General features: G+C 57.1%; 15 protein-coding genes. 3 read left to right on the forward strand and 12 right to left on the reverse strand.

The features are described 5' to 3' along the window. Window positions 1-21 precede the first annotated feature (21 nt). From CAF70_RS18815 to wecB, 8 genes are read right to left on the reverse strand one after another with little or no spacing between them, the layout of a single operon-like run. A complete protein-coding gene (locus CAF70_RS18815; RefSeq protein WP_085626360.1) occupies window positions 22-1,263 on the reverse strand; it encodes a glycosyltransferase family 4 protein in 1,242 nt (413 codons plus the stop codon). Beyond that, complete coding sequence (locus CAF70_RS18820; protein WP_085626361.1) at window positions 1,260-2,507, reverse strand: glycosyltransferase family 4 protein; 1,248 nt, start codon at window positions 2,505-2,507, stop codon at window positions 1,260-1,262. The genes CAF70_RS18815 and CAF70_RS18820 overlap by 4 nt, the downstream gene beginning before the upstream one ends. After that, window positions 2,504-4,243 (reverse strand): hypothetical protein, encoded by a 1,740-nt coding sequence (locus tag CAF70_RS18825; protein ID WP_085626362.1) that lies wholly within the window; start codon window positions 4,241-4,243, stop codon window positions 2,504-2,506. The genes CAF70_RS18820 and CAF70_RS18825 overlap by 4 nt, the downstream gene beginning before the upstream one ends. Before the next feature lie 43 nt (window positions 4,244-4,286). Next, window positions 4,287-4,733 (reverse strand): hypothetical protein, encoded by a 447-nt coding sequence (locus CAF70_RS18830; protein ID WP_256573307.1) that lies wholly within the window; start codon window positions 4,731-4,733, stop codon window positions 4,287-4,289. A gap of 21 nt (window positions 4,734-4,754) precedes the next feature. After that, window positions 4,755-6,452 carry a DUF6270 domain-containing protein gene (locus CAF70_RS18835; RefSeq protein ID WP_085626364.1) on the reverse strand — a complete coding sequence of 566 codons (1,698 nt, stop codon included), beginning with the start codon at window positions 6,450-6,452 and terminating at the stop codon, window positions 4,755-4,757. 7 nt (window positions 6,453-6,459) lie between these two features. Beyond that, complete coding sequence (locus CAF70_RS18840) at window positions 6,460-12,384, reverse strand: glycosyltransferase (RefSeq protein ID WP_085626365.1); 5,925 nt, start codon at window positions 12,382-12,384, stop codon at window positions 6,460-6,462. 13 nt (window positions 12,385-12,397) lie between these two features. After that, window positions 12,398-13,660 (reverse strand): UDP-N-acetyl-D-mannosamine dehydrogenase, encoded by a 1,263-nt coding sequence (wecC, locus tag CAF70_RS18845; RefSeq protein WP_085626366.1) that lies wholly within the window; start codon window positions 13,658-13,660, stop codon window positions 12,398-12,400. Beyond that, entirely contained in the window at window positions 13,657-14,799 is a 1,143-nt protein-coding gene (gene wecB, locus CAF70_RS18850) for a non-hydrolyzing UDP-N-acetylglucosamine 2-epimerase (protein WP_085626367.1), read from the reverse strand. The genes wecC and wecB overlap by 4 nt, the downstream gene beginning before the upstream one ends. Window positions 14,800-15,486: 687 nt before the next feature. On the opposite strand from wecB, the gene CAF70_RS18855 reads away from it, so the two are divergent. Next, entirely contained in the window at window positions 15,487-15,822 is a 336-nt protein-coding gene (locus tag CAF70_RS18855) for a helix-hairpin-helix domain-containing protein (RefSeq protein WP_085626368.1), read from the forward strand. 284 nt (window positions 15,823-16,106) lie between these two features. Here the strand turns inward: CAF70_RS18855 and CAF70_RS18860 are convergent, their stop codons facing one another. Further along, on the reverse strand, window positions 16,107-16,274 hold the full coding sequence (locus CAF70_RS18860; protein WP_010952850.1) for a DUF2897 family protein: 168 nt from the start codon (window positions 16,272-16,274) through the stop codon (window positions 16,107-16,109). Window positions 16,275-16,455: 181 nt separating this feature from the next. Here CAF70_RS18860 and pyrF point away from each other — a divergent pair, with 181 nt between their 5' ends. Continuing rightward, complete coding sequence (gene pyrF, locus CAF70_RS18865; protein WP_085626369.1) at window positions 16,456-17,157, forward strand: orotidine-5'-phosphate decarboxylase; 702 nt, start codon at window positions 16,456-16,458, stop codon at window positions 17,155-17,157. 126 nt (window positions 17,158-17,283) lie between these two features. Here the strand turns inward: pyrF and CAF70_RS18870 are convergent, their stop codons facing one another. Together CAF70_RS18870 and CAF70_RS18875 are read right to left on the reverse strand one after the other, a co-directional pair. Continuing rightward, a complete protein-coding gene (locus CAF70_RS18870) occupies window positions 17,284-18,309 on the reverse strand; it encodes an acyltransferase (RefSeq protein WP_085626370.1) in 1,026 nt (341 codons plus the stop codon). Between the two features lie 258 nt (window positions 18,310-18,567). Further along, complete coding sequence (locus CAF70_RS18875) at window positions 18,568-19,569, reverse strand: NADP-dependent oxidoreductase (protein ID WP_085626371.1); 1,002 nt, start codon at window positions 19,567-19,569, stop codon at window positions 18,568-18,570. 175 nt (window positions 19,570-19,744) lie between these two features. On the opposite strand from CAF70_RS18875, the gene CAF70_RS18880 reads away from it, so the two are divergent. Next, window positions 19,745-20,506, forward strand: a complete 762-nt coding sequence (locus CAF70_RS18880; RefSeq protein ID WP_085626385.1) for an SDR family oxidoreductase — start codon at window positions 19,745-19,747, stop codon at window positions 20,504-20,506. A 59-nt stretch (window positions 20,507-20,565) separates the two neighbouring features. On the opposite strand, the gene CAF70_RS18885 is transcribed toward CAF70_RS18880, so the two are convergent. Then, window positions 20,566-21,741, reverse strand: coding sequence for an MFS transporter (locus CAF70_RS18885; RefSeq protein WP_085626372.1), 1,176 nt, complete (start codon window positions 21,739-21,741; stop codon window positions 20,566-20,568). Between the last annotated feature and the right edge of the window lie 69 nt (window positions 21,742-21,810).

The following is a 21,810-nucleotide window of genomic DNA, read 5'->3' on the forward strand; positions in this document are numbered from 1 at the left end:
ATTGTCGGCGTCTGTCAGAAGTCAGTCACTCTCGGGTAATGTACTGAGGCTCGCGCATGATGAGCGAGCAAGGTATTTTGGGGAAATTTGCAGTACATCCTGCGCCATTTTCTTCTTGATAGAACGACGTGAGAATTGTTGTACAAATTCAAGGCGGGAGGTATTTTGAATCTCCAGCCGCTGCAGTGCCTGAATGGCCGCCTCGATATCGCAGGGCGGAAACAATGCTACATTCTTGATTCTTTTTTGCGCGAATCGGCCAGCATAGCCTGACAAACCACCCCAGATTGGCTTGTCAGTCGCGGCGTACTCGAAAAGCTTGGAGGGTAATACGCGGCGGAAGGCCTTGAGGTTGTTGAGATGTAGAAAGAGAACATCAGCTTGATAATAAACACGCAGCAACTGATCGCGCTTCATCGGTGGCGATATGCGCACGTTTTGCACCTGAGCATGTTCTAATGACTTTTTCAAGGCATCTAGGGCACTGCCGGCGCCTATCAAATGAAAGTCAACTTTATCAGCCAAGCGCTTGGCCAACTCTGGAAGAATCTGATGCAGCCCTTGCCCCGTACCGATATTTCCGGCGTAGACCACCTGCAACCGCTGTGTGCGTTTTTGGGGGGCTGGAAGCTGGGGCTCTTGCGAGTGCTCGATGAATAGATCATCTACGCCATTGGTATAAAGCGTGAACTCACGTCGAGGATAGCGAGTCGTAAAATAGGGTAAGAAGCCTGGGGAAATCAGGTTGACCCTTGTTGCTTGGTTGACTGTCCATCGCTCTATCGGAGAAAAGATTGATGCCGCTAGCTGACCCCAGCGCGAAGGTAATAGTTCGCGCAAGGTGTCGACCAGGATATCGCGAATGTCGAGATAGAGCCCACACCCGTTGCGTTTTGCGATCAGGGCGCCTAGAGAAGCTGTCATCAGCCTCGACGATGTAGCAAAAACAAGGTCGTATTTTTTCTTGCGAGTTATTTTAAGAGCATTGACCGCGAAGCTGGCGAATGCCAGAGCTTGGTCCCTGATACCACTGCGATGTGCAGGCACATCAATCCGTCGGATCGTCAGTAGTGGCAGCCGCTCAATGCTCACCGCATTTGCAGTGAAAGAGTGATATCGGTTCGGTTGGGTAGTAACAACCTCAATGTCTACTTGATCGCCAAGTTCGGTACGAAGTGCATTGACAAGCGCTTCGGCTCGGAATGAACCCGCAGAAAGGTCCGGTGGATAGTAAAAGCTCAGCAGAAGGATCCGCGTAGTCATGATCTTGCCTGCGATGAGTGCGGTGTAGAAGAGAGAACTTGTTGGTACAAATCTACTAACCGCGACTCCTGCTCTTCCCAGTTCAACGTAACAGCAGTCGAGCGGGCATTTTGCGCATAGGCCTCACGCAGGTTGGCATCGGAGACCAAGACGTTAAGAGCATGTGCAAGGCCTGTTGGATCATCAGATGAAACCAGTACGCCGACATCATGTCTGCGCACGATCCTGCGGATCTCTGGGAAGTCCGTTGCCACGACGGGCAAACCGGCAATGAGATATTCGAATAGTTTATTCGAGTCAGTGGTGTAGTGGTTAAGGCACGTGTTCTCGATAGGTTGTACACCGATATCAGCGGAAGCCGTGTAGCTCGGGAGTTCTGCCAGCGGGACCGTGGGTATGATGTGCACTCTGTCTTGCAACTCAAGTTCTTCAATGAGTTGGCTCAGACTGTGGGCAAGGCGTCCCCCCCCGATGAGCACGAAATAGGCATCTGGTACTTTTGCTGCGACACGAATAAGCTTCTCAAGCCCTCGACCTTGCTGGAGCCCTCCTTGATAAATAACGATCGGCCATTGCTCAGCAAGCCCAAGTTCTTCTCGAATTCGGTTTGTGGGGGCGCAGCGCGTTAATCTTGGCCGGTTCTGCAATACTATTGGGCGTGTGACCTGATATGCCCTGGCAAAATACTTGGCGCGAGCATCCGTCGTAGTGATCGTACCATCTGCCGACGGCATAAGTCGCTTCTCAACCATCCCCACCAATCGGCGGAAGCTGTCGTAACCTTCTCGGCTAGTGCTGATTTCATGTGCGTCATAGACCAAGCGAGCACGGCTGATGCGAGAAGCCAACCACGCGGTTGGTAGTGTGTTTACGTCGTGAGAGTGCACCACGCTTGCGCCATATCGGACCATTTGCACCAGTAGAGCAGTGTGAGTCCAGGTACGGGCGATGAGCCGCAATACTTGATGCTTTATACTCAGCTTGCGAATATGCCCCTGATTTTTGCCAGCTTGGGGGGACGCAGCAGAAGCAATCTTGCGTTTACGCAGTTGCCACAGCGGGCTGCGCGCCACACGGAAGACTTCAATTCCGTCTTTGAGGCGCTCTTGCTGCGGTGTGATGCCTGGCGTGTGTAGGGCGAAAACACGGACTTGATATCCCGCATGTTGTAATGTCTGGGCCTCCTTGAGCACTCTTGCGTCATTAAGAAACTCATTCCAGACGATCATCGCGATTTTCTTCACTGGGTGGACTCCTGCCTGAGTTTTATCGGTTTTTCTGCCTCAGTTGCGGCAAGAATGTCATCCAGCAATCGGAATGCGGCTGGATAGTCCTTCCTTAGCAGGAACCTTTCAAAGCTGTACATGAACGCGGCCAGTAAAATATCGTCGGTAGCTGTATTTGCCAGGGCCGGGCGGCGGCTGCGTGCAATCTCGAGCGCCTTGCAAAGGCGCTCTTTCTCGATGATGGGCCAGTTACTTCCTATCGCTTCGATCCGCCAACTGCTCCAATGGCTAAGTTGGTATTGCTTTGAGGCGGAAATCAGTAAAGCCTCTGAAGTGATGTCCAACGACACGATTTGCCGGGGTAGGGCGCTGAGCTTTTTTATAATGAGTTCAAATGAGTTGAGAAGACGCTCTACCTTTTCTGCATCCTCCGCTGTCGAACATACGAAACGCAGCGGTTCTATCAACCCTCTATCTAGCCGTTGCTCCAGGTAGGGACGGGTACGGCTGAAGCGCAATATCAATTCGCTGGCTGGTTCACAGCAGAGAAGTGCCTCGTTTATTGCGACAACGCCATCCCCAATCTGTCGGCGGATCAGCTTCTTGTGACCATCCAGTCGGAAGAGGTGGCAATCAATCCCCTGCAGCAGGTAATGCCCTAGCCACTCGATTGATGGCAAGCGCGGTTGATGCTCAAAGAGCAATCGCTCCTGCTCAGCCAAGGTGGCGATATTATTGCCGAAAAGTTTGGCCAAATACTCCTGAGGCTCGTCGTTGTTGCAGACGGTAATGTGAAATGCATAGACATCAACTGCATCAATTTGGTGCCAGTTGATCTTCAGGCCATTGTGGGTATTTATACCCGCTTGCTCCATCAGCTTTTGTACCCAGGCTTCTCGGCTGGATGGGCTAAGCATGCATTCGAGTTGATGATTATTCTGCCGTTGTTCGAGTAAAGGCTGGGACTGAAAAAACATGGCATTGATCTGTCGATGTTGCATACGCAGGCTGACTACGTCCTGCACCATGCTAGTCAAGCGTTGTAAGGCCTGACGCATGACGAGCACCGCAATGACTGCATGAAAGATGCGTTGGTGCGGGAAGTACAGAAAGTCTACAACCAGGCAGAAGAAACTCAATAGAAAACCAGTAGCCGACAACGCATTGAGGATGTTGCCGTGATTCTGCTGGAATTGCACTTGAATGCCGGAGCTGAAGTTGTAAGCAGCTACACATAAAAACATAGCTAGAACCGTATATCCAAGAACGATCGCGAGCAGTTTTGGATAAATGATCAGGAGAACGGCAGCGCTAATGGCGAAGAAAAGAGCGGACGCCATGGCTCGAGTAAATTTCGAGTACGCATAAGCTGCGATCTTCTCCTGATTTTCAAACATATTCAATTTGGCGCTACGTAGTAGCAGCGCCCGTGCACCGTGACGACAGCAGTAGGCGATCAATAATTCGCTGAGCAGGTAGAGTACGTAGCACGCTGCCGCTGCCACACTGAGTGACACAATCAGGTGGTTTTTTTTCAATGCCTGAAAAGCGCTGGGGAAGTAATTCGGTATTTTTTCGGAGCCCAATAAGATGATTACCTTAAGAGGCAAGAAAAAGGCGAGCAGAAGAAAAATCTGGCTCGCCAGGGTTGTGGCCTGCACAGTTAAAGTTGTGAAGGGCACAACCCGAAGTAGCTTGATGCCTATCGACAGGCACCAGCCTAGCGTCGACTTAATATGTTGCTGAAGTTTCATCGGCGGATGATTCGTTCAATGGATTTAATCGACGCTAGCTGGATCATTTTTCTTGCCAGTAAAGAGTTGCGATGGTGGCAGTGTTTTTGTCGTTGCTGACGGTGGTGTAAATGCCACCAATGACAGGCAGGTCTTTCTTGTAGTATTGGACTTTGAACTGGTTGCTGTCGTTGCTGATTACCTTGCGGGTGAAGCCGGCATTCTGCAATTGCATGTATACGTCGTTCTCAGCCAGCTTATCCGCAGTAGAGTAGCTGTACTCATGCATGCTCAGTTTTCCTGCGCTATTGGGCTTTGCGTAGGATTTCATGTGCTCTGCACTCAGCTGCAGGATTGAGCCGTCAGCAAGGTTCAGTTCGGCTTTCGGCTGTGCAGGTTGTACTGCCTCTGCTGCCTGATTGTCAGTTTTTTCAGATTCAGACGCTTGCTTGTCACAGCCGGATATTGCAATAGCAAGCAGGGAGAGCAAAGCAGCAGTTTTGATTTTCATGTTTTCCATTATTCCTTTGGATCAACTCATGATTCGTGCAAGCAGTTGCTTGGCAACAGTTTTGTAGTAGGTGCTGTCATAGTGATAAGGACAGAAAGCCCACTTGTGGTCGCCGCCCGCGACCAACCCGGCTTCCAAGCCGCCGATCTGTTCGACAGCGGTTGCCGAGTCTTCAAGCGTGGCAAGCATCGGGTCAATGACAGAGTTATTCAACTCGATCAACTTCTCAAACTCACCACCTTTGAAGCTCTCAAGGCTTGAATCTTTTTTGTATTGATGCGCCCATACTGCTCGATGAACGAAAATGTTCGGGCAAATATTGGCGACTCGCTCTAGGAACGCAGGCAGTGCCCACTCTCGCAGTTGTTTTATTTCCGGACTCCAAGGGCGCTTGATCTCATGAGGGATGCTTTTACGCTCCAGTGCTTTGAGTAGTGGTCCGCTGGCGGACATGAGAGAGCTCTGGTGCTGGACAATCCCAATTCGCTCATCAATGAAATCAATTATCACGATATCCGGACGGGCCTGTTCGAGAAGCTGCCAATGCAGTTTGTGCTGGTCCCAATGAGAGCGTTTGCCTTCAAATGAACTTGCATCTATACCAAGCTTTGGATCGAAGCAAGGCGGGGCCATCCAGGAAACGACGGATGAACGAGCCATATAAAAACAGATCTCGAACGCTTCAAGCGCGCTCTTTTGAAACTCGAACAAATCCCGGGTGACACAGGATCCCAGGATTGCAACTCGAATTTTTTCTTTGAGTGGCCCCGCCGGGTTCGGACGAACAGCCGTGCGCTCAAGTTTTGCCTTGCGCGCTATCAGGGCGTTCAGGCATTCACTGGGTTGGTCAGTGCCTTTGTTAAGCTCGATTTTGATCTGGTTGCGGACGTTGCCGAGTTTTTCCAGATACTTATGCGGCATACCTATCGGCGATTGTTTGAGGAGCGCGGACAGGAAGTCCAAACGCTGTTGGCTCAAACCAAACGAACGCAGTTGCGATTCTTTCAGACCTTTGGTTTTGCTTGTGTCGCCGAGAATCCGTGCGCGTGCACCGAAGAAATACGAGTCACTCAAAGGATGCTTGGTGTAGGTGTAAAGCGGGTGCTTTGATTTCAGCAGGATGTGCTTGGCGTTGATCTCCTGCTTTTTCAGTGTCTCCACCACCAAATGGTGGGCATACTGAGTGATGCTCCGGCTCTTGGTTCCACGAGTTTTGTCAACGAGGGTCAACGCCAAGGCCAGTGTGTCATAGGTGACGGCGCGATAGCAGTCGTCAGACGGGAGGAACTCCAAGCCGTTGTGCAGAGAAATCAGCAACATCTCTTCGGCATGCTCGTTTGAGCGTGCGTGCTGTTGAATCGTGTCGATTACATCTTCATGAATGCAGTCGTCGTCATCAATTCTAGAAGTGAGGACGATATCATCGCGCGTTTGTGCCAGGAGCTTGGTCACTTCCTTGCTGGTCAGCGAATAGTCGCTGACCTTCAGAGTCTTGGCGTTTAGGCCGGATGCAGTAATTGCTGCCTCCAGGCGTGCCTGATGCAGGACAGGGAGAGCTTCGTCAATGAAGATCGTCCACTCAAAGTCTCTGTTGCGTTGGTTGGCGAGGGATGGGAAGACCGTGTTGGTGAAGATCTCCAGCCGGTAAGACAACCACAGCTCATCCTTGATTCCGATGCCAAAGTTGGTGAAAACGTAATGTTTCAAAGACTTGCTCATATCTACTTCAAACGTCTCGGAATGTGTTCAGTTCAAGGGTGGCCATCTTCTTCCAGTCGCTTTGGCTGCGTACGCGCTCTGCAGCTTGGCGGGACAGGGTGGAGAACAGCGCTTGATCCAGGTACATGCGTTCAAGGGCCTCGGCCAGTTGTACGGCGCTTTCCGGCTCGACGACAAAACCACTTTCCTTGTCCACGAATTCCGGAATCGCCGCCACACCGGTTGTGACTGGAACAAGACCGGAGGCCATGGCTTCGTCTCGCGATACGCCTTGGGTATCCATACGGCTCGGGCACAGGAATACTCCGTGCTCCTTGTGCAGTGCGGCGATCTCCCCGTGGTTGAGGAAGCGGCGCTCGATGTGCACGTTTGAGTAAGAACGCAGCGGTGCGAGAGTATCTTCAAACAATGGCCCGTCGCCCACGAGTCGGAACGTCATGTCCTTGAACCACGGCTTTTCGGCTAAAAGCTCAATGGCTTTGACAGTCAGATCGTTCGCGTATGTCCGCGAGGTGTACGGGCGGATAGATAATACCTTTTTTCGCTGTTCTGCCGTTTTCTGAACGTAGCTGAAGTTCTCGGTATTGATGGGGTTGTGGATAATCTCGTACTGGCATTCCGGTAGGCGGAAGCCAAGGTCCTCCATAACTTCTTCTGCAAAATAGCGGGAAACAAACACCAGCTTCAGGTTCTTGTGCATCGGCTGGAGTATCTCGCGCCAGAAACTCATGCGTTTTTCACTGGCGAGCTTGCCCAACTGCAGTTGTTCGTCGGTGCTGAAATTGTATTCGCGGCGCCACCATGGTTGGATCTCGGCACCATGTACCCACACAGTGATCTGGGTGGTATTCAGGTGTGAGCGCAGTACATTCCACATATTCTCGTCCAGGAAATGAACGAGAATCGACTTGTAGCGGTTCTTCTCCAGCATTTTTGCCAAGGTAGAGCGGCAGCCGGTAACTACGTCAATGTTCTGGAACTCATGGTAGCTCACGGTCTCATTGTCGCGCAGGCGGAAGACATCTACTTCGACGCCTTGCTGCTGATACGCCGACACTCGGCTATGCACAAACTTGTTGCGGTACAGATCTGCGTATGCCGGGTAGTGGTTGGTCAGCAGCAAATGCTCGCCGCGCCCCATCATTTCAGAAGGTTGCAAGTTGCGATGGCCAAGGACCAGTGCCTTCAACTCAGTGCTACCCGATGCATAGGCGCGAAGGCCGAAGCGAACATAGGCTGCTTCTGGCGGCACCTCGGCTGTTTGGTTACGGTTGGCATGCTGCATTACATGGCTGATCCGCTGTTTGTCAGCGTCGAGGAACAGCACTACCAGCTGCACGTTGAGGCCTGGGGTGCAGTCGAGGAACAGTTTCAGCTTACCGTCTACGCAACCGAGCTCTTCCAGGCTGGATTCCTGCTTCGAGTAGATGTACTCGTGCTTTCCATCTGCCAGCTTGGAATAGACGCGCCAGTAGTCGCGATCAACCGAGAGCTCGAGGAACTTGTTATGGGCGACGCCAAACATTTCGGCCAAGCCACGGCCACTGATTTCTGGAGCATCTCGGCTAACTTTCAGTGGCTCGATGGACTGCGCGCGCGCCTGCAACTGATCGATGGTCATGCCGAGGTTAAGCACAAGGTCGTTGACCTTGGCACTGATGCTTTCATGCTCTGCAGCGCCGTTCTCGCAATAGTTGAACGGATCGATGGCCAGGCCTTGGGGGTGGGTGTACTGCATCGACGGCAGGCTCTTCAGCCAGCTGCGCAGCTGCTGTTCGGCAACGATTTCGGTAGCGATCAGCGAACGGCGGGCGCTCAGGGTCTGGGTCGGGCGGTAGGCCTGTTCGCTCCACAGCAGTTCGGCATTTTGGCCCTTGCAGCGGAAGTGGGCCGCTTTACCGACTACCTGGGCACGGCTGTAACGGGTTGCCAGTGCCAAGTCGAGCAGGTAGTTCGGGCCATAGTAGTCGCCGGGTACAAAGGCGGCAACCCAAGGTGTATTGCCAACCAGCTCGCCCAGCGAGGTCTTTTTCAGCTGTGCCGGTTTGAGCACCAGGATGCGTGGGTCATCGCTGACGATGCTGCTTTGGTAGGCATCGCTGATGATGACCATGCGCACCTGGCTATAGGTCTGACGGTCCAGATGCGCCCGCAGCATGTCGAACTGTTCGCGGTCCTGGGCTTCACCGATCACCACGATTTCCGGCAGGCGCTGGGCCTTCGCGGTCCCGGTGACCTTGCTCATCACATATTCCAGACGCTGGGTGTAGGTGTGCTCCTGCATCACTTTGCGCAGGGCGGCCAGCTTCAGCTTGTCACTGTTGAGTGGGTCTTCAGCCAGCAACTGCAGGCGGCGCAGCATTTCTTCGCCATTGTCGGTAGTGATGACCAGGTCACCGAACAACAGGCGTACACCGCGCGAGAAATTGCTGACGGTAATGGTGTTGCAGCCCAGCAGCTCGAATACTCGACGTGCGAACATCGATTGTGATTGCTTGATCGAGTTCAGGTTGATCGCATAGCGGTAGCCCTTGTATGCCGTGTCGATTTTTTCGAAGGGCAGGGTACCGACGATGTACGGCTGGTATTCCGCAGGGAACTGGTAGTTGACGTCGTTCTTGCCGAAGTTTCGGTCGAAGATCTCCAGCGGGCGGAACTTTGGTAACTCGCAGACGAAGTTGCCCAGGTCGCGCGTACGCTCCGGGTAACGTGCGTAGTAGGCACCAGCGAAACAGAAGGCGTCTTTGCGCTCGTACAGCTCGATCGGGTTATGCAGCGCTGGCTGGCAGGCAAACGGCAGCAGGTAGACACGGTCGTGACCGAGCGCACCTTTATAGCGGTGAATGCAATCGATGTCGGTAGTGAAGACGTGGTCGAACTGCTTGGCGGTGGTCAGGAAGGTCTCGAAGTGAACCGGGTCTTCCTTGTTCCAGAACACGGTCGGGACCTTGTTCTGACGGCACCAGGCGAGAATGTCCTGCAGCTCTTGGCCGTTGTGGCCAACTTTGCTGCCCCACAAGTCATCCTTGCCGCGCCAAGCGGATTCGATGAACAGCAGTTCTGGGCCAAATCCTTCGATTTCCGCTTTCCAGTTGGTTGGAGTGAGCGGCATCAAATCACATTCGTAGCGATAGGAGCCGAAAGTAAACTCATCCATTACGCACGCCACTTTCAGGCGGCTGACGGGTTGATCGGCCTGGCGCAGCAGGGTAGAACGGCTCTGCTCGCTGGTCGGTAGGGCTACCGGCAGCTTCAGGTAGTTCTCGTCCTGTACGACAGGTGCTGGCGGCAGCGCCTTGCGCGGTTCGTTGGCCAACAGCTTCTGCTCGTTCTGTTGGCGTTGTTGGCTGGCCTTGCGGTACAGGCGCAGCAGCCGCACTGGCAGCTTGACCAAACCACCCAGTGAAGTGGCGCTGTTCTTTATCTGGTAGCCAAGCTGATAGGTCATGCTCGCACGGGTTTTGACCAGGCGCTGCTCTGCCAGGTGGCGCTGGGTATTGGCGCGCCCGAGGTTTTCATTGAGCTCGTCGATCTTGCGCTGCTGCGCGGCACTGCGTTCAAGCAACTGATTGAGGCTGGCCTTTAGCTGTGGGATTTGTTCGCCGGTCAAGGCGCGGTACTTCATGTTGGCCGCACCCAAGCCTGCCTTGGACGAGTTGAGCTCGCTTTCAAGTTGCTGGCGCAGGCCTTGCCATTCTTTATTAGTAGCAGCGAGGCTGGCTTCGGCTGCCTGACGGCTGGCGCTTTCAAGCATCAGTTGCTCTTCCAGCATCTCTTTGGCCTGGTTGAGCGAAGCAATGGTCTCTGTCAGGACTGCCCGCGCTTCTTCAGATTCAGTATTGGCAAAGGTCAGCTTTTGCAGTTGCTCTTCCAATTGGGTGCGTTGTTCAACCAAGGCATTGATAGAGTTTGCCTGGGCAGCATGTTCACGCTGGCTTTGAGCCTGAACGTCATTCATCAGTTGCAACTGAATTTCCAGTTCAGCTTGCCGGTTTTGCAGCACAACGATTGTATCAGCTTGCGCTGCATTGGCCTGCTGGCTTTGAAGCTCTAGTTCTTTCATGGCTTGCCGCTGCTTGGTCAGCTCAGCCTCCAGTTCAGCTTGACGTGCCTTCAACAGGGCGATGGTCTCTGCCTGAGCAGCGTCGGCCCGTTGGGTTTGGGCCTGCAATTCCTTCATATACTCCAACTCGCTTTCAAGTTCGGCTTCCAGTTCCGCTTGGCGCAGGCGCAGCGTGCTAATTGTGTTGTCTTTCTCAGCAATATCCTGCTTGCTTTGGGACTGCAGGCGGGTCGTTGCCTCAATCTGGTCTTGCAACTCGACACCCATCGTAGCCAACTGTTCCTGCAATCCTGCGATGGTTGCGAGATGGGCGGCATTGGCTTGGTCAGCCTGGGCCTGAAGCGCGCTTGTTGCCTGCAGGTGTTGTTCGAGGTCGGATTCCACTGCCGTTTTCTGTGCCTGCAACTCTGCGATGTTCTGCAGATAGGTCGCCTCTGCGCGCTGAGCCTGAGCTTGGTAGTCGCTCATTGCCTGCACCTGGCTTACAAGATCGGCCTGCAATGCCGCTTGCTGTGCACGTAACGCGGTGATTGCGTCGATATGCTCGGCGTTTTTCTGTTGTGCATCGATTAGGAGTTCAGCAGCTTGTTGGTGTTGCCTTTCCTGTTCGGCTATCAATGCAGCCTGATGGGCGCGCAAGTCGGTAATGGTCGCGATATGGCTATCGATGACTTCTTGCGCCTGAGCCAATTGGTTGGCTACAGCCTTAAGCTGCTCGTCCTGCGCCAATTGTTTCTCTGCGGAACCACGCAGCTCGTCAGCAGCCTCAGCCAATTGCATTTGCATTTCGGCATGTTGATTCTGCAACTGGTCGAGTCGCTGCTCCGCTTCTGCGAGGCTTTGCGCGCGAGCCTCCTTCAACGCGGTGACTTGCTGCTCCAGCAGGCCGTATTGCTCAGTTGCTATACGATTTCTTTCGTTGGCTTCCGCCAGTTGCTGCGTGATCTCTTCAAGCGCCTGGGCATGCTGTGCGTTAGCTTCAAGTACTTCCCGGTTGGATGCTTGCAGAGTTGCGATGTCCGCTTCGCGCGCCTGCAGTTGCCTGGAGATTGCTTCAGCTTTTTGAGCTTCTGGCTTGAGCAGGTTAATTTGCTCGGTCGCACTGCGGTACTTTTTGTTCGCCTCTTCCAGGCGCTTGCCAACTGTGCCGAGATTTTCACGCAAGGTGCGTTCGATCGATTCAAACGCCTTTTCCAGTTCTCGCACGCGTTCAACAGCCAGCGAGTCGATGGTACCTGGCTTATGCGACTCGCTCTTCACGGCAACGATGCCCAGCCATTTGCCGAGCATCTTCACGTCGATGATCTGCAAGTGCTCGGCCATCAGCCGAAACGGTTCCATCAGGTAGAACGTGTGCTTGTGGTCAATGAAGTCATTGACCCCGAACGGCACGGTAATCACCAGTCGGCCACCCTGCTTTAGCAGGTCGTGGGCCTTTTCGACGAACAGCTCCGGGCGTACCAGGTGCTCGAGCACTTCGCTGATGACAACGGTGTCCGGTTCAGCCTCGAGCGTGTCCAGCGCGAGGAAGTCTGAATTGATATACGTGACGTTCTGCTGGATGTGGGCCGGTTCGGCAGACAGGTAGCCCTTGGCCTCTTCGATGGCCTGCGGGCTGGTGTCCACGCCGGTGACCAGGCAGCCTTCACGTGCCAGCAGCAGGGGCACGATACCCTGCGAGCAGCCGACATCCAGGATCCGGCGCCCTTTGACCTGGGCGCAGATCCAGTGGATGCGGGACTGCGTTTCCCGCATGAACTGATCCCCCAGCTTGCCGTAATAGGCTTCCATCACGCGGTCATGAATATCGGCCAAAGGTGAAGGCAGCTCTGTGTTCACGGTAGGTTTCTCAAGCGTGGGGTTGTTCATGCGGTTTGATCCATCAAGCCTGGGTAACGCCTGCGGCGTCGATCACGAATGCTGCTTCACGCACATTGAAGGTGCCGCGGAATTCGCGATGCTTCACCAGCAGTACGTGGATGTCGGCGCTATCCTGCGCGTAGTCGAATTCCACGTGCTCGTGGCGCGCCAGGCGCTGCGGCAGGGCTTCGATGTTCGGTTCCACCAGTTGCAGGGTGGCTTCCAGCTCGTTGCCCAGGCGCTCGGCGATACTCAGGGCCGGGCTTTCGCGCAGGTCGTCGATGTCGGCCTTGAAGGCCAGGCCGTAGCAGGCGATCTTCACTTGCTGGGCCGACTTGCCCGGGTTTTTGATCAGGAAGTTGGCCAAGGCCATCTTGACCTTGTCGATCACCCACTCAGGCTTGCTGTCGTTGACCACGCGGGCGGTGCGGATCAGGCGCGCCTGCTCTGGGGTCTGGCTGACGATGAACCATGGGTCGACGGCGATGCAGTGGCCGCCCACGCCTGGGCCAGGCTGCAGGATGTTGACGCGCGGGTGGTGGTTGGCCAGGCGAATCAGCTCCCACACATCGATGTCCAGCTTGTCGCAAATGATCGACAGTTCGTTGGCGAAGGCGATGTTCACGTCACGGAAGCTGTTTTCGGTCAGCTTGCACATTTCCGCGGTGCGAGCGTTGGTGACGATGCACTCGCCTTCAACGAAGGTGCGGTACAGGCGTACGGCCGCTTCGGAGCACTTCCTGGTCATGCCGCCGATGATGCGGTCGTTTTCCACCAGCTCGCGCAGAACGTGGCCTGGCAGTACGCGCTCAGGGCAGTGGGCAACGCGGATGTCGGAATCCTCGCCGTGGGTTTGCGGGAAGCTCAGGTCCGGGCGGGCCTGGGCCAGCCAGAAGGCCATCTGCTCGGTGGCACCGACCGGGGAGGTAGACTCCAGGATGACCAGGTCACCCTTTTTCAGCACGGGCGCGATGGCCTTGCTGGCGGATTCGATGTAGCTCAGATCCGGCTGGTGGTCATCCATGAACGGGGTTGGTACGGCGATCAGGAAGGCGTCGGCAGCTTCCGGAACGGTGGAGGCACGCAGGAAGCCTTCGGTTACCGCAGCGTGTACCACCATGTCCAGCTCAGGCTCGACAATGTGGATTTCGCCACGGTTGATGGTGTCGACAGCGTGCTGGTTTACATCGATACCGATCACGTGCTTTTTGCGGGCGGCGAAAACGGCGGCGGTTGGCAGGCCGATATAACCCAGGCCTACGACGGAAATTTTATTGAAACTCATGCTGCGTCCTTGGAGTTAGAGAAGGCGGAGAGTGCGTCGAGGATTCGCGCGCACGCTTTTCCATCGCCGTAGGGGTTGTGGGCAAAGCTCATCTCGCGATAGGTCGTTTCGTCGGTGAGCAGTTTCGCCAGGTGTCCGGTGATCGATTCCACATCGGTACCCACCAGCTTGACGGTACCGGCGGCCACGGCTTCCGGGCGCTCGGTGGTGTCACGCATGACCAGTACCGGTTTGCCGAGGGCAGGGGCTTCTTCCTGGATGCCGCCGGAGTCGGTCAGGATCAGGTAGGAACGGGTCATCAGGTAGACGAACGGCAGGTAGTCCAGCGGCTCGATCAGGTGAATGTTGTTGACGTCGGCCAACAGGCGGTTGACCGGTTCGCGCACGTTCGGGTTGAGGTGCACCGGGTAAACGATATCCACGTCAGGAAATTGGCGCGCGGTTTGTACCAGCGCCTGGCAGATGCGCTCGAAGCCGCCACCGAAGTTTTCCCGGCGGTGGCCGGTGACCAGCACCATGCGGCGCTCGGGGTTCAGGAAGCTGAACCGGGTTTCGAACTGGCTTTTCAGCGCGGGGCTTTCCAGCTTGCGGACCACTTCCAGCAGCGCGTCGATCACAGTGTTGCCAGTGGTGTAGATGGTCGCGGCGTCGGTGCCTTCGCGCAGCAGGTTGTCCTGCGAAGTAGAGGTCGGCGCGAAGTGCAGGGCGGCCAATGCGCCGGTCAGGCGGCGGTTGCCTTCTTCAGGCCATGGCGAATACAGGTTGCCAGTACGCAGGCCGGCCTCCACGTGGGCAATCGGAATCTGCTGGTAGTACGCCGCCAGGCTGGTAGCCAGGGTTGTCGCGGTGTCCCCGTGCACCAGCACCACGTCGGGCTTGAACTCGGCCAGCACGGGCTTCAGACCCTGCAGGATGGCCGTGGTCACGTCGGTCAGGTCCTGGCCGGGCTTCATGATGTTCAAGTCGTAGTCGGGCGTGATCTCGAACAGCTCCAGTACCTGGTCGAGCATCTGGCGGTGCTGGCCAGTTACGCAAACGCGCGACTCGAAACGGTCGTCCTGGGCAAGGTTGAGGGCCAGGGGGGCCATTTTGATGGCCTCTGGGCGGGTGCCAAATACAGTGAGGGTCTTGAGGGACACGGCGACGGTCTTCTTTGGGTGAGTGAAGGCGGTTGAATCAGGTGCTACGGGTGCGAAACGCGGGGGTCATGCAAATCGGCCGGGGGGGGTGGCCTGGGAAACGCTACGCACGAAAAAGCGCGCGGGGGGGGACGGGGGTGAAGAAAAATTCATGTTGGCTCGGATCCTTCAAGCGTAGCGGTTGTCCAATGAACGCAAATTTATCACTTCGTCATCAATATGACATCCCATCTGGCACGTTTTTTTCCCCTGAGCGTGCGAATTTGGCTATATCTATCGATGGATTGGATCCTATTTTCGAAAGTTGCATCAGAAAAAACGATTGTTTGATGTTATTCAGGCATCATGCCAATAACGTAAATTTGACTGATGTATACGACGAAAGGATGGGGGCCTTGTCCGGCAAGGCTTGTGGGAAAAACAACAGCGATTGGTCTGAATGAAACCTAGGTTAAACGGGAATTTACCTAGCGGCGATTTGCCATCGCCTTTGTTTCATGAAGTTAACCTGAAACATGGCGTAACGCCATCATTTTTGGGTAGGCGAAGTTGCTTTTTTTTATGTCGGATTCGGTAACGATTAACTGGGCCAAGTGCCTGTTTGCAAAATGGCAGAGCCGCTAGGGTTGATTGCGCAGCCGAAGGAAAACGGCTGCTGGTAAATGACCAACCCAAGGAGTGTTCACCATGCGTAACAACGTTCTGTCGTACCTGCTGCTGCCGCTGTTCGCCAGCCTGTCCTTTTCCCTTAGCGCGGCCCCGGCCAACGTCACGGCGGTGCCCGAGCCGGTGCCGGTGGTAAGCCAGCAGCAGGCCCAGCAGCCGCAGCGGCTGGACCTGAATACGGCTGATGCGCTGACTTTGCAGAAGGAGTTGAACGGCATAGGGAAGGCCAAGGCCGAGGCCATCGTGGCCTACCGGGAGGCCAATGGGCCGTTTGCTTCGGTGGATGAGTTGCTGGAGATCAAGGGCATTGGCAATGCGTTGCTGGAGCGTAACCGGGACAAGGTGATAGTGGAGTAAGTAGGGGGAGGGTGAGCCTGGCGGTTTAGGGTTGCCTTCTGAAACCAGGGCTGCTTTGCAGCCCATCGCGATACAAGACCGCTCCTGCAGGGTATACGCGGATGCAGGCCGACATGGGAGTTCTATCGGTATGCAATCCTTTGTAGGCGCGGCCTTGTGTCGCTAAAGGTGGCGCAAAGTGCGCCCAATAAATATCAAATAAAACAGTAAGTTAATTCTTTGCTTAGCCTGCCGTCAAAATACTGCTCTGAATAAATGGCCAATAAGCCCTTTGCTTTGACCTTTCAGCGGTCTTGCGCGTCCTTGGCATCCGCTTCGGCATTGCGCTCATGGACCTTGCGTAGCTGTTCTTCGGTCAGTGGCAGTTTTTTTGCCGTATCGCGCAGCAGCATCAGCCCGCCAACGATCGAGCCGAGGGCTATGATGAGGATCAGCCAGGCATACCAGGGCATTGTCGTTCTCCTTTGCTGGTGATGGGCAGCGCTTGTACGAATATTGAGCAATTGCCCGTTCCGTTGGTTCAATTATAGGGGCCAGCCACTGCCGGGCCAATTCCGTGACCCGCGGGCCCCAAAGCCTGCGCCACTTCGTTTACAATGCGCGCCGTTTTCGACTTGCCAAGAGACCCTGCCCATGTCCGCCTGCCAGACGCCCCTGATCGTCGCCCTGGATTTCCCTACCCGTGAGGCCGCCCTGAAGCTGGCTGACCAGCTTGACCCTGCGCTGTGCCGGGTCAAGGTTGGCAAGGAGCTGTTCACCAGCAGCGCTTCGGGCATTGTCGAAACCCTGTGCGACAAGGGCTTCGAAGTGTTCCTGGACCTCAAGTTCCACGACATCCCCAACACTACCGCCATGGCGGTGAAGGCTGCGGCCGAGATGGGGGTGTGGATGGTCAACGTGCATTGCTCCGGTGGCCTGCGCATGATGGCGGCTTGCCGTGAAGAGCTGGCCAAGCGCAGCGGCGCGCAGCCGCTGCTGATTGGCGTGACCGTGCTGACCAGCATGGAGCGTGAAGACCTGGCCGGCATCGGCCTGGATGTCGACCCGCAAGAGCAGGTGCTGCGCCTGGCGGCGCTGGCCCAGAAGGCCGGTATGGACGGCCTGGTGTGCTCGGCGCTGGAGGCCCCGGCGCTGAAGGCGGCGCATCCGTCGCTGCAACTCGTGACCCCGGGTATTCGCCCGGCGGGCAGTGCGCAGGACGACCAGCGCCGTATCCTCACCCCGCGCCAGGCACTGGATGCGGGTTCGGATTACCTGGTAATCGGCCGCCCGATCAGCCAGGCCGCCGACCCGGCACAGGCGCTGGCTGCGGTGGTGGCGGAGATTCGCGGGTAAGTAGCCGTATCATTGAAAAGGGCCAGTACGAAAGTGCTGGCCTTTTTTGTTTCCGGCTGCCTGGCACAGAAGAACACAACCTTTGGAGCGAGTGCGATACCTGGGGAGCAGGTGTGGCTTCGACGGTCAGATCACGACGCGCACGGGCTTGATCAGCCTGATCAGGTAGATCGGTATCAGCGTCAACACGAATACCGCCACCGCCAGCAGCGGTATCAGCCACGCCAGTGAATGCCCTTCGATCAGCGGGCCATAGACGATGCTGGCCCTGTTCATGATGAACACGTGCAAGCAGTAAAGCCCCAGCGTGCAGCCAGACAGCTTGGCTAGCACCTTGCTATGCCATACCAGCTGGCCACCCAGTGCAATAAGCAGGCGGAAGGCGCAGATGGCGGCCAGCACCACCAGCGGCGACATGTAGGAATAGAAGACCTGGCTGGGCACGCCTTGCAGCACCGACAGGGCGTGGGTGGCGGCGGCGGTCAGGGCACCGCTGACGAAGAACCCGCCAAGGTTTACCCAGGCGTTGCCAGGGCCATGCAGCCGAATGTGTTCGAATACATAAGCCCCCAGGAATGCGTAACCCGCAAACCCCATGAACGAAAACAATTCATAGGTAACGGTCAGGTTGGCCAGCGCTGGAGCGAACTGCGCGAAGGTGGGGAGCAGGCAACTGACCGCTAGCCACAGGGCCAGGAAAACCCGCTTTTCCTGTGGGCCGGAATGCTGGTAGACCTTGGCCATGAACGGCATGAACAAGTAGATGCCGATGATCGCGTACAAGTACCAGAGGTGGTAGTAGACGGGGCCTTGGAGCATGGCCAGTGCGGCTTGCCACACACTGCCATGCCCGACGCCCATTTCAGCCCGCCACAGTGTGTAGAACACAGACCAGAACAGCAGCGGCGGCAGTATGCGCACGAAACGCTTCTGATAGAACCTGACGGCACCTTCCGAGCGGTTCAATAGCAGGGCGCCGGACAGCATCAGGAAAAGCGGTACGCAAGACCGGACCAGCGAGTTGTAGATATTGGAGGACATCCAGTTGTCATCCAGTTGGGTTGCCCCGGCCGAAGCGATGTGAAGAACTACCACCATGAAGCAGGCGACGATCCTGCAAAAGTCCAGGCCGGTATTCAAGCGTTGCTGCATCGGTTGCCCACCTTTTCGCTGCCTTGCGCAATGGGTGCTTGTGGATGCCTGAATTTAAGTCTGGCGAGGGAAACTGCAAGCGGCGAATGTGCCACAACACGGGTTTATGGCGAGATCTCAAGGCATACCCCGTCCTGTAGACGCGGCCTTGTCGTGATAGGGCCGCAACGCAGCCCCAGGGTTTCAGCGTTGATGCAGATATTGCCGGGGCCGCTGTGCGGCCCAATCGCCGGCAAGCCAGTGTTGGCTACCTCAATCTCACACCTTCAACACCAACTTGCCAAAATTCTCACCACTGAACAGCTTCAGCAATGTATCGGGGAAGGTCTCCAGGCCTTCCACTACATCTTCCTTGCTCTTCACCTGCCCGCTGGCCAGCCACCCGGCAATCTCCAGCGCGGCCTTGCCATAGTCCTTGGCGTAATCCATCACCACAAAGCCTTCCATGCGCGCGCGGTTCACCAGCAGCGACAAGTAATTGGCCGGGCCTTTCACCGCTTCCTTGTTGTTGTACTGGCTGATTGCGCCGCAAATCACGATGCGAGCCTTGAAGTTGATGCGGGTCAGCACGGCGTCGAGGATGTCGCCGCCGACGTTGTCGAAGTACACGTCCACGCCTTTGGGGCACTCGCGCTTCAGGCCGGCCAGCACGTCTTCGGCCTTGTAGTCGATCACCCCGTCAAAGCCCAGTTCGTCCTTCAGGTACTGGCACTTCTCGGCGCCGCCGGCAATGCCGATCACGCGGCAGCCTTTGATCTTGGCAATTTGCCCGACGATGCTGCCCACCGCGCCGGCCGCGCCGGAAATGACCACGGTTTCACCAGCCTTGGGCTGGCCTACCTCCAGCAGGGCGAAGTAGGCGGTCATGCCGGTCATGCCCAGCGCCGACAGGTAGCGCGGCAGCGGCGCCAGGTTGGGGTCGATCTTGTGCAGGCCCTGGGGTTCGCCAGTGAAATAGTCCTGCACACCCAGCGCACCGCTAACGTGGTCACCTGGTTTGAAACCCGGGTGGTTGGAGGCAACCACTTCGCCAACACCCAGTGCGCGCATCACCTGGCCCAGGGCCACGGGCGGGATGTAGGACTTGCCTTCGTTCATCCAGCCGCGCATGGCCGGGTCCAGCGACAGGTACAGGTTGCGTACCAGTACCTGGCCTTCGCCGGGTTGTTCGGCGGGCACGGTCTCGAAGCTGAAGTCGTCACGGCGCACGGCGCCGACCGGGCGTTTGGCGAGCAGGAAGCGGCGGTTGGTATGGGTCATGGCGAGTCCTTGTGAGCAGTGGAGGGGGGAGGCATTAAATCTACCTTGTTGATGTAGGCAGGTCCTTAACATCACTGACAAGCATGGTAGCCCAACCGGTGGGGTGATGATGCTGCCCGGCCGGGTGATGGCTGACTATGCTCTGAACCCCACCAAGCACGCTTCGGAGCACGCTATGAGCATGACCTTTTCCGGCCAGGTAGCCCTGGTCACCGGCGGTGCCGCCGGCATCGGCCGGGCAACCGCCCTGGCTTTCGCCCAGGAGGGCCTGAAGGTGGTGGTGGCCGACCTCGACCCGGCCGGTGGCGAGGCTACTGTGGCGTCGATTCACGCGGCGGGTGGCGAGGCGCTGTTCATTGCCTGTGACGTTACCCGCGAGGCCGAGGTGCGCCAGTTGCACGAGCGCCTGATCGCCGCCTATGGCCGGTTGGACTATGCCTATAACAACGCCGGTATCGAAATCGAGCAGGGCCGCCTGGCCGAGGGCAGCGAGGCGGAATTCGATGCCATCATGGGCGTCAACGTGAAGGGTGTGTGGCTGTGCATGAAGTACCAGCTGCCGTTGCTGCTGGCCCAGGGCGGCGGGGCGATCGTCAATACCGCTTCGGTGGCGGGCTTGGGCGCGGCACCGAAGATGAGCATTTACAGCGCTTCCAAGCACGCGGTGATCGGGCTGACCAAGTCGGCGGCCATCGAGTACGCCAAGAAGGGCATCCGGGTGAATGCGGTGTGCCCGGCGGTGATCGACACCGACATTTTCCGCCGCGCCTATGAGGCCGACCCGCGCAAGGCCGAGTTTGCCGCTGCCATGCACCCGGTGGGGCGCATTGGCAAGGTCGAGGAAATTGCCAGCGCCGTGCTGTACCTGTGCAGCGACGGTGCGGCGTTTACTACCGGGCATTGCCTGACGGTGGATGGTGGGGCTACGGCGATCTGAGCCGAAACCGCGTCGGCTTCTTCGCGGGCATGCCCGCTCCCACAGGTGCCCCGCTGGCCTCAGGGCTGGTGATACCCCTGTGGGAGCGGGCAAGCCCGCGAAGAGGCCCTGGCAGACCACCACAATGCCAGCCCTACAACCACACATCCCACCATCAACACCCCACCAAACACCAGCAACGCCAACCGCGACCCCAGCCGGTCACTCAGTAATCCGGTGAAGATCACTGGCAGGCTGAACCCCAGGTACGCCAGCAGGAAGAACCCGGCACTGGCCCGTGTCTTTTCGCTTCCAGCCAGCTGATTCACCGCCGCCAGCCCGCCCAGGTAGATAAACCCGTAGCACGCGCTGCTGGCCGCCACAGTCCCCAGCAACACTGCGCCCAGCCGGCCGCTGTCTGCTCCCCAGGCCAGCACGGCATAGCTGCACGGCAATATCACCAGCCCCAGCAAGGTGGCCCTACGGCTGCTGAGGCGCCGGGCCATGGGCTGGAACAACAACCCGCAGCTGATCACGCAAAAGGTCGAGAACCCCGACCAGGCGCTGAGCCCATGCTGGCGCAGGATGCCGGGCAGCAGGGCGATCACCAGCCCCACGCAGGCCCACGCCAGCAAAATGGCCAAGCCATAGGCTACGCTGCCACGCGGGTAGCAGGGCAGGCGCAGCATGGGGGTGCGTTGTGCCGGGCGGGTGTCGGGCAGGCGCCACACCAGCAACATGGCCAGCACCGCCAGCAGCAATTGCAGGTGGAAGCTGCCTGGGGTCAGGCTGGGGCCGCTGAGCAGAAACAGGCTGGTCAGCGCCGCGCCCAGGCCAAAGCCCAGCGAGGTACTGGCGGTAACCCAGTTGGCGGCGCGGGCATTGTCCGTGCCACCCATCAGCTCACCCATGTAGGCGGTGGCCGTGGCCGAGGCCAGGCCGGTGCCCAGGCCGAGGAACAGGCGCGCCAGGCCGAGGGTTTGCAGGCTGGGGGCCAGCAGCATCAGCACGGTGGCGACCATCGACAAGGCCAGTGCGGCAAGAATCAACGGCCGGCGCCCAACCCGGTCTGCCAGCCCGCCCAGGGCCAGCAGCACGGGCAGTACGCCGAGCACATAGCCGGAGAAAGCCACCGCGGTGGCGGCGGCGCCCTGGCCGGACAGGTCGGCGTAGGTGATGTACAGCGGGGCCTGCAGGTTGACGGCCAGGGTGATCAGGCAGAGGGCGAACGCCAGGCGGGCCGGGGCGGTGGGCATGGTAGGAATCCTGGTTCTGTAGTGTCTGTACTGGCCCTTTCGCGGGTGAACCCGCTCCCACAGGTACTG

Origin of the sequence: Pseudomonas sp. B19(2017) (assembly GCF_002113165.1) — a bacterium.
Taxonomy (GTDB): domain Bacteria; phylum Pseudomonadota; class Gammaproteobacteria; order Pseudomonadales; family Pseudomonadaceae; genus Aquipseudomonas.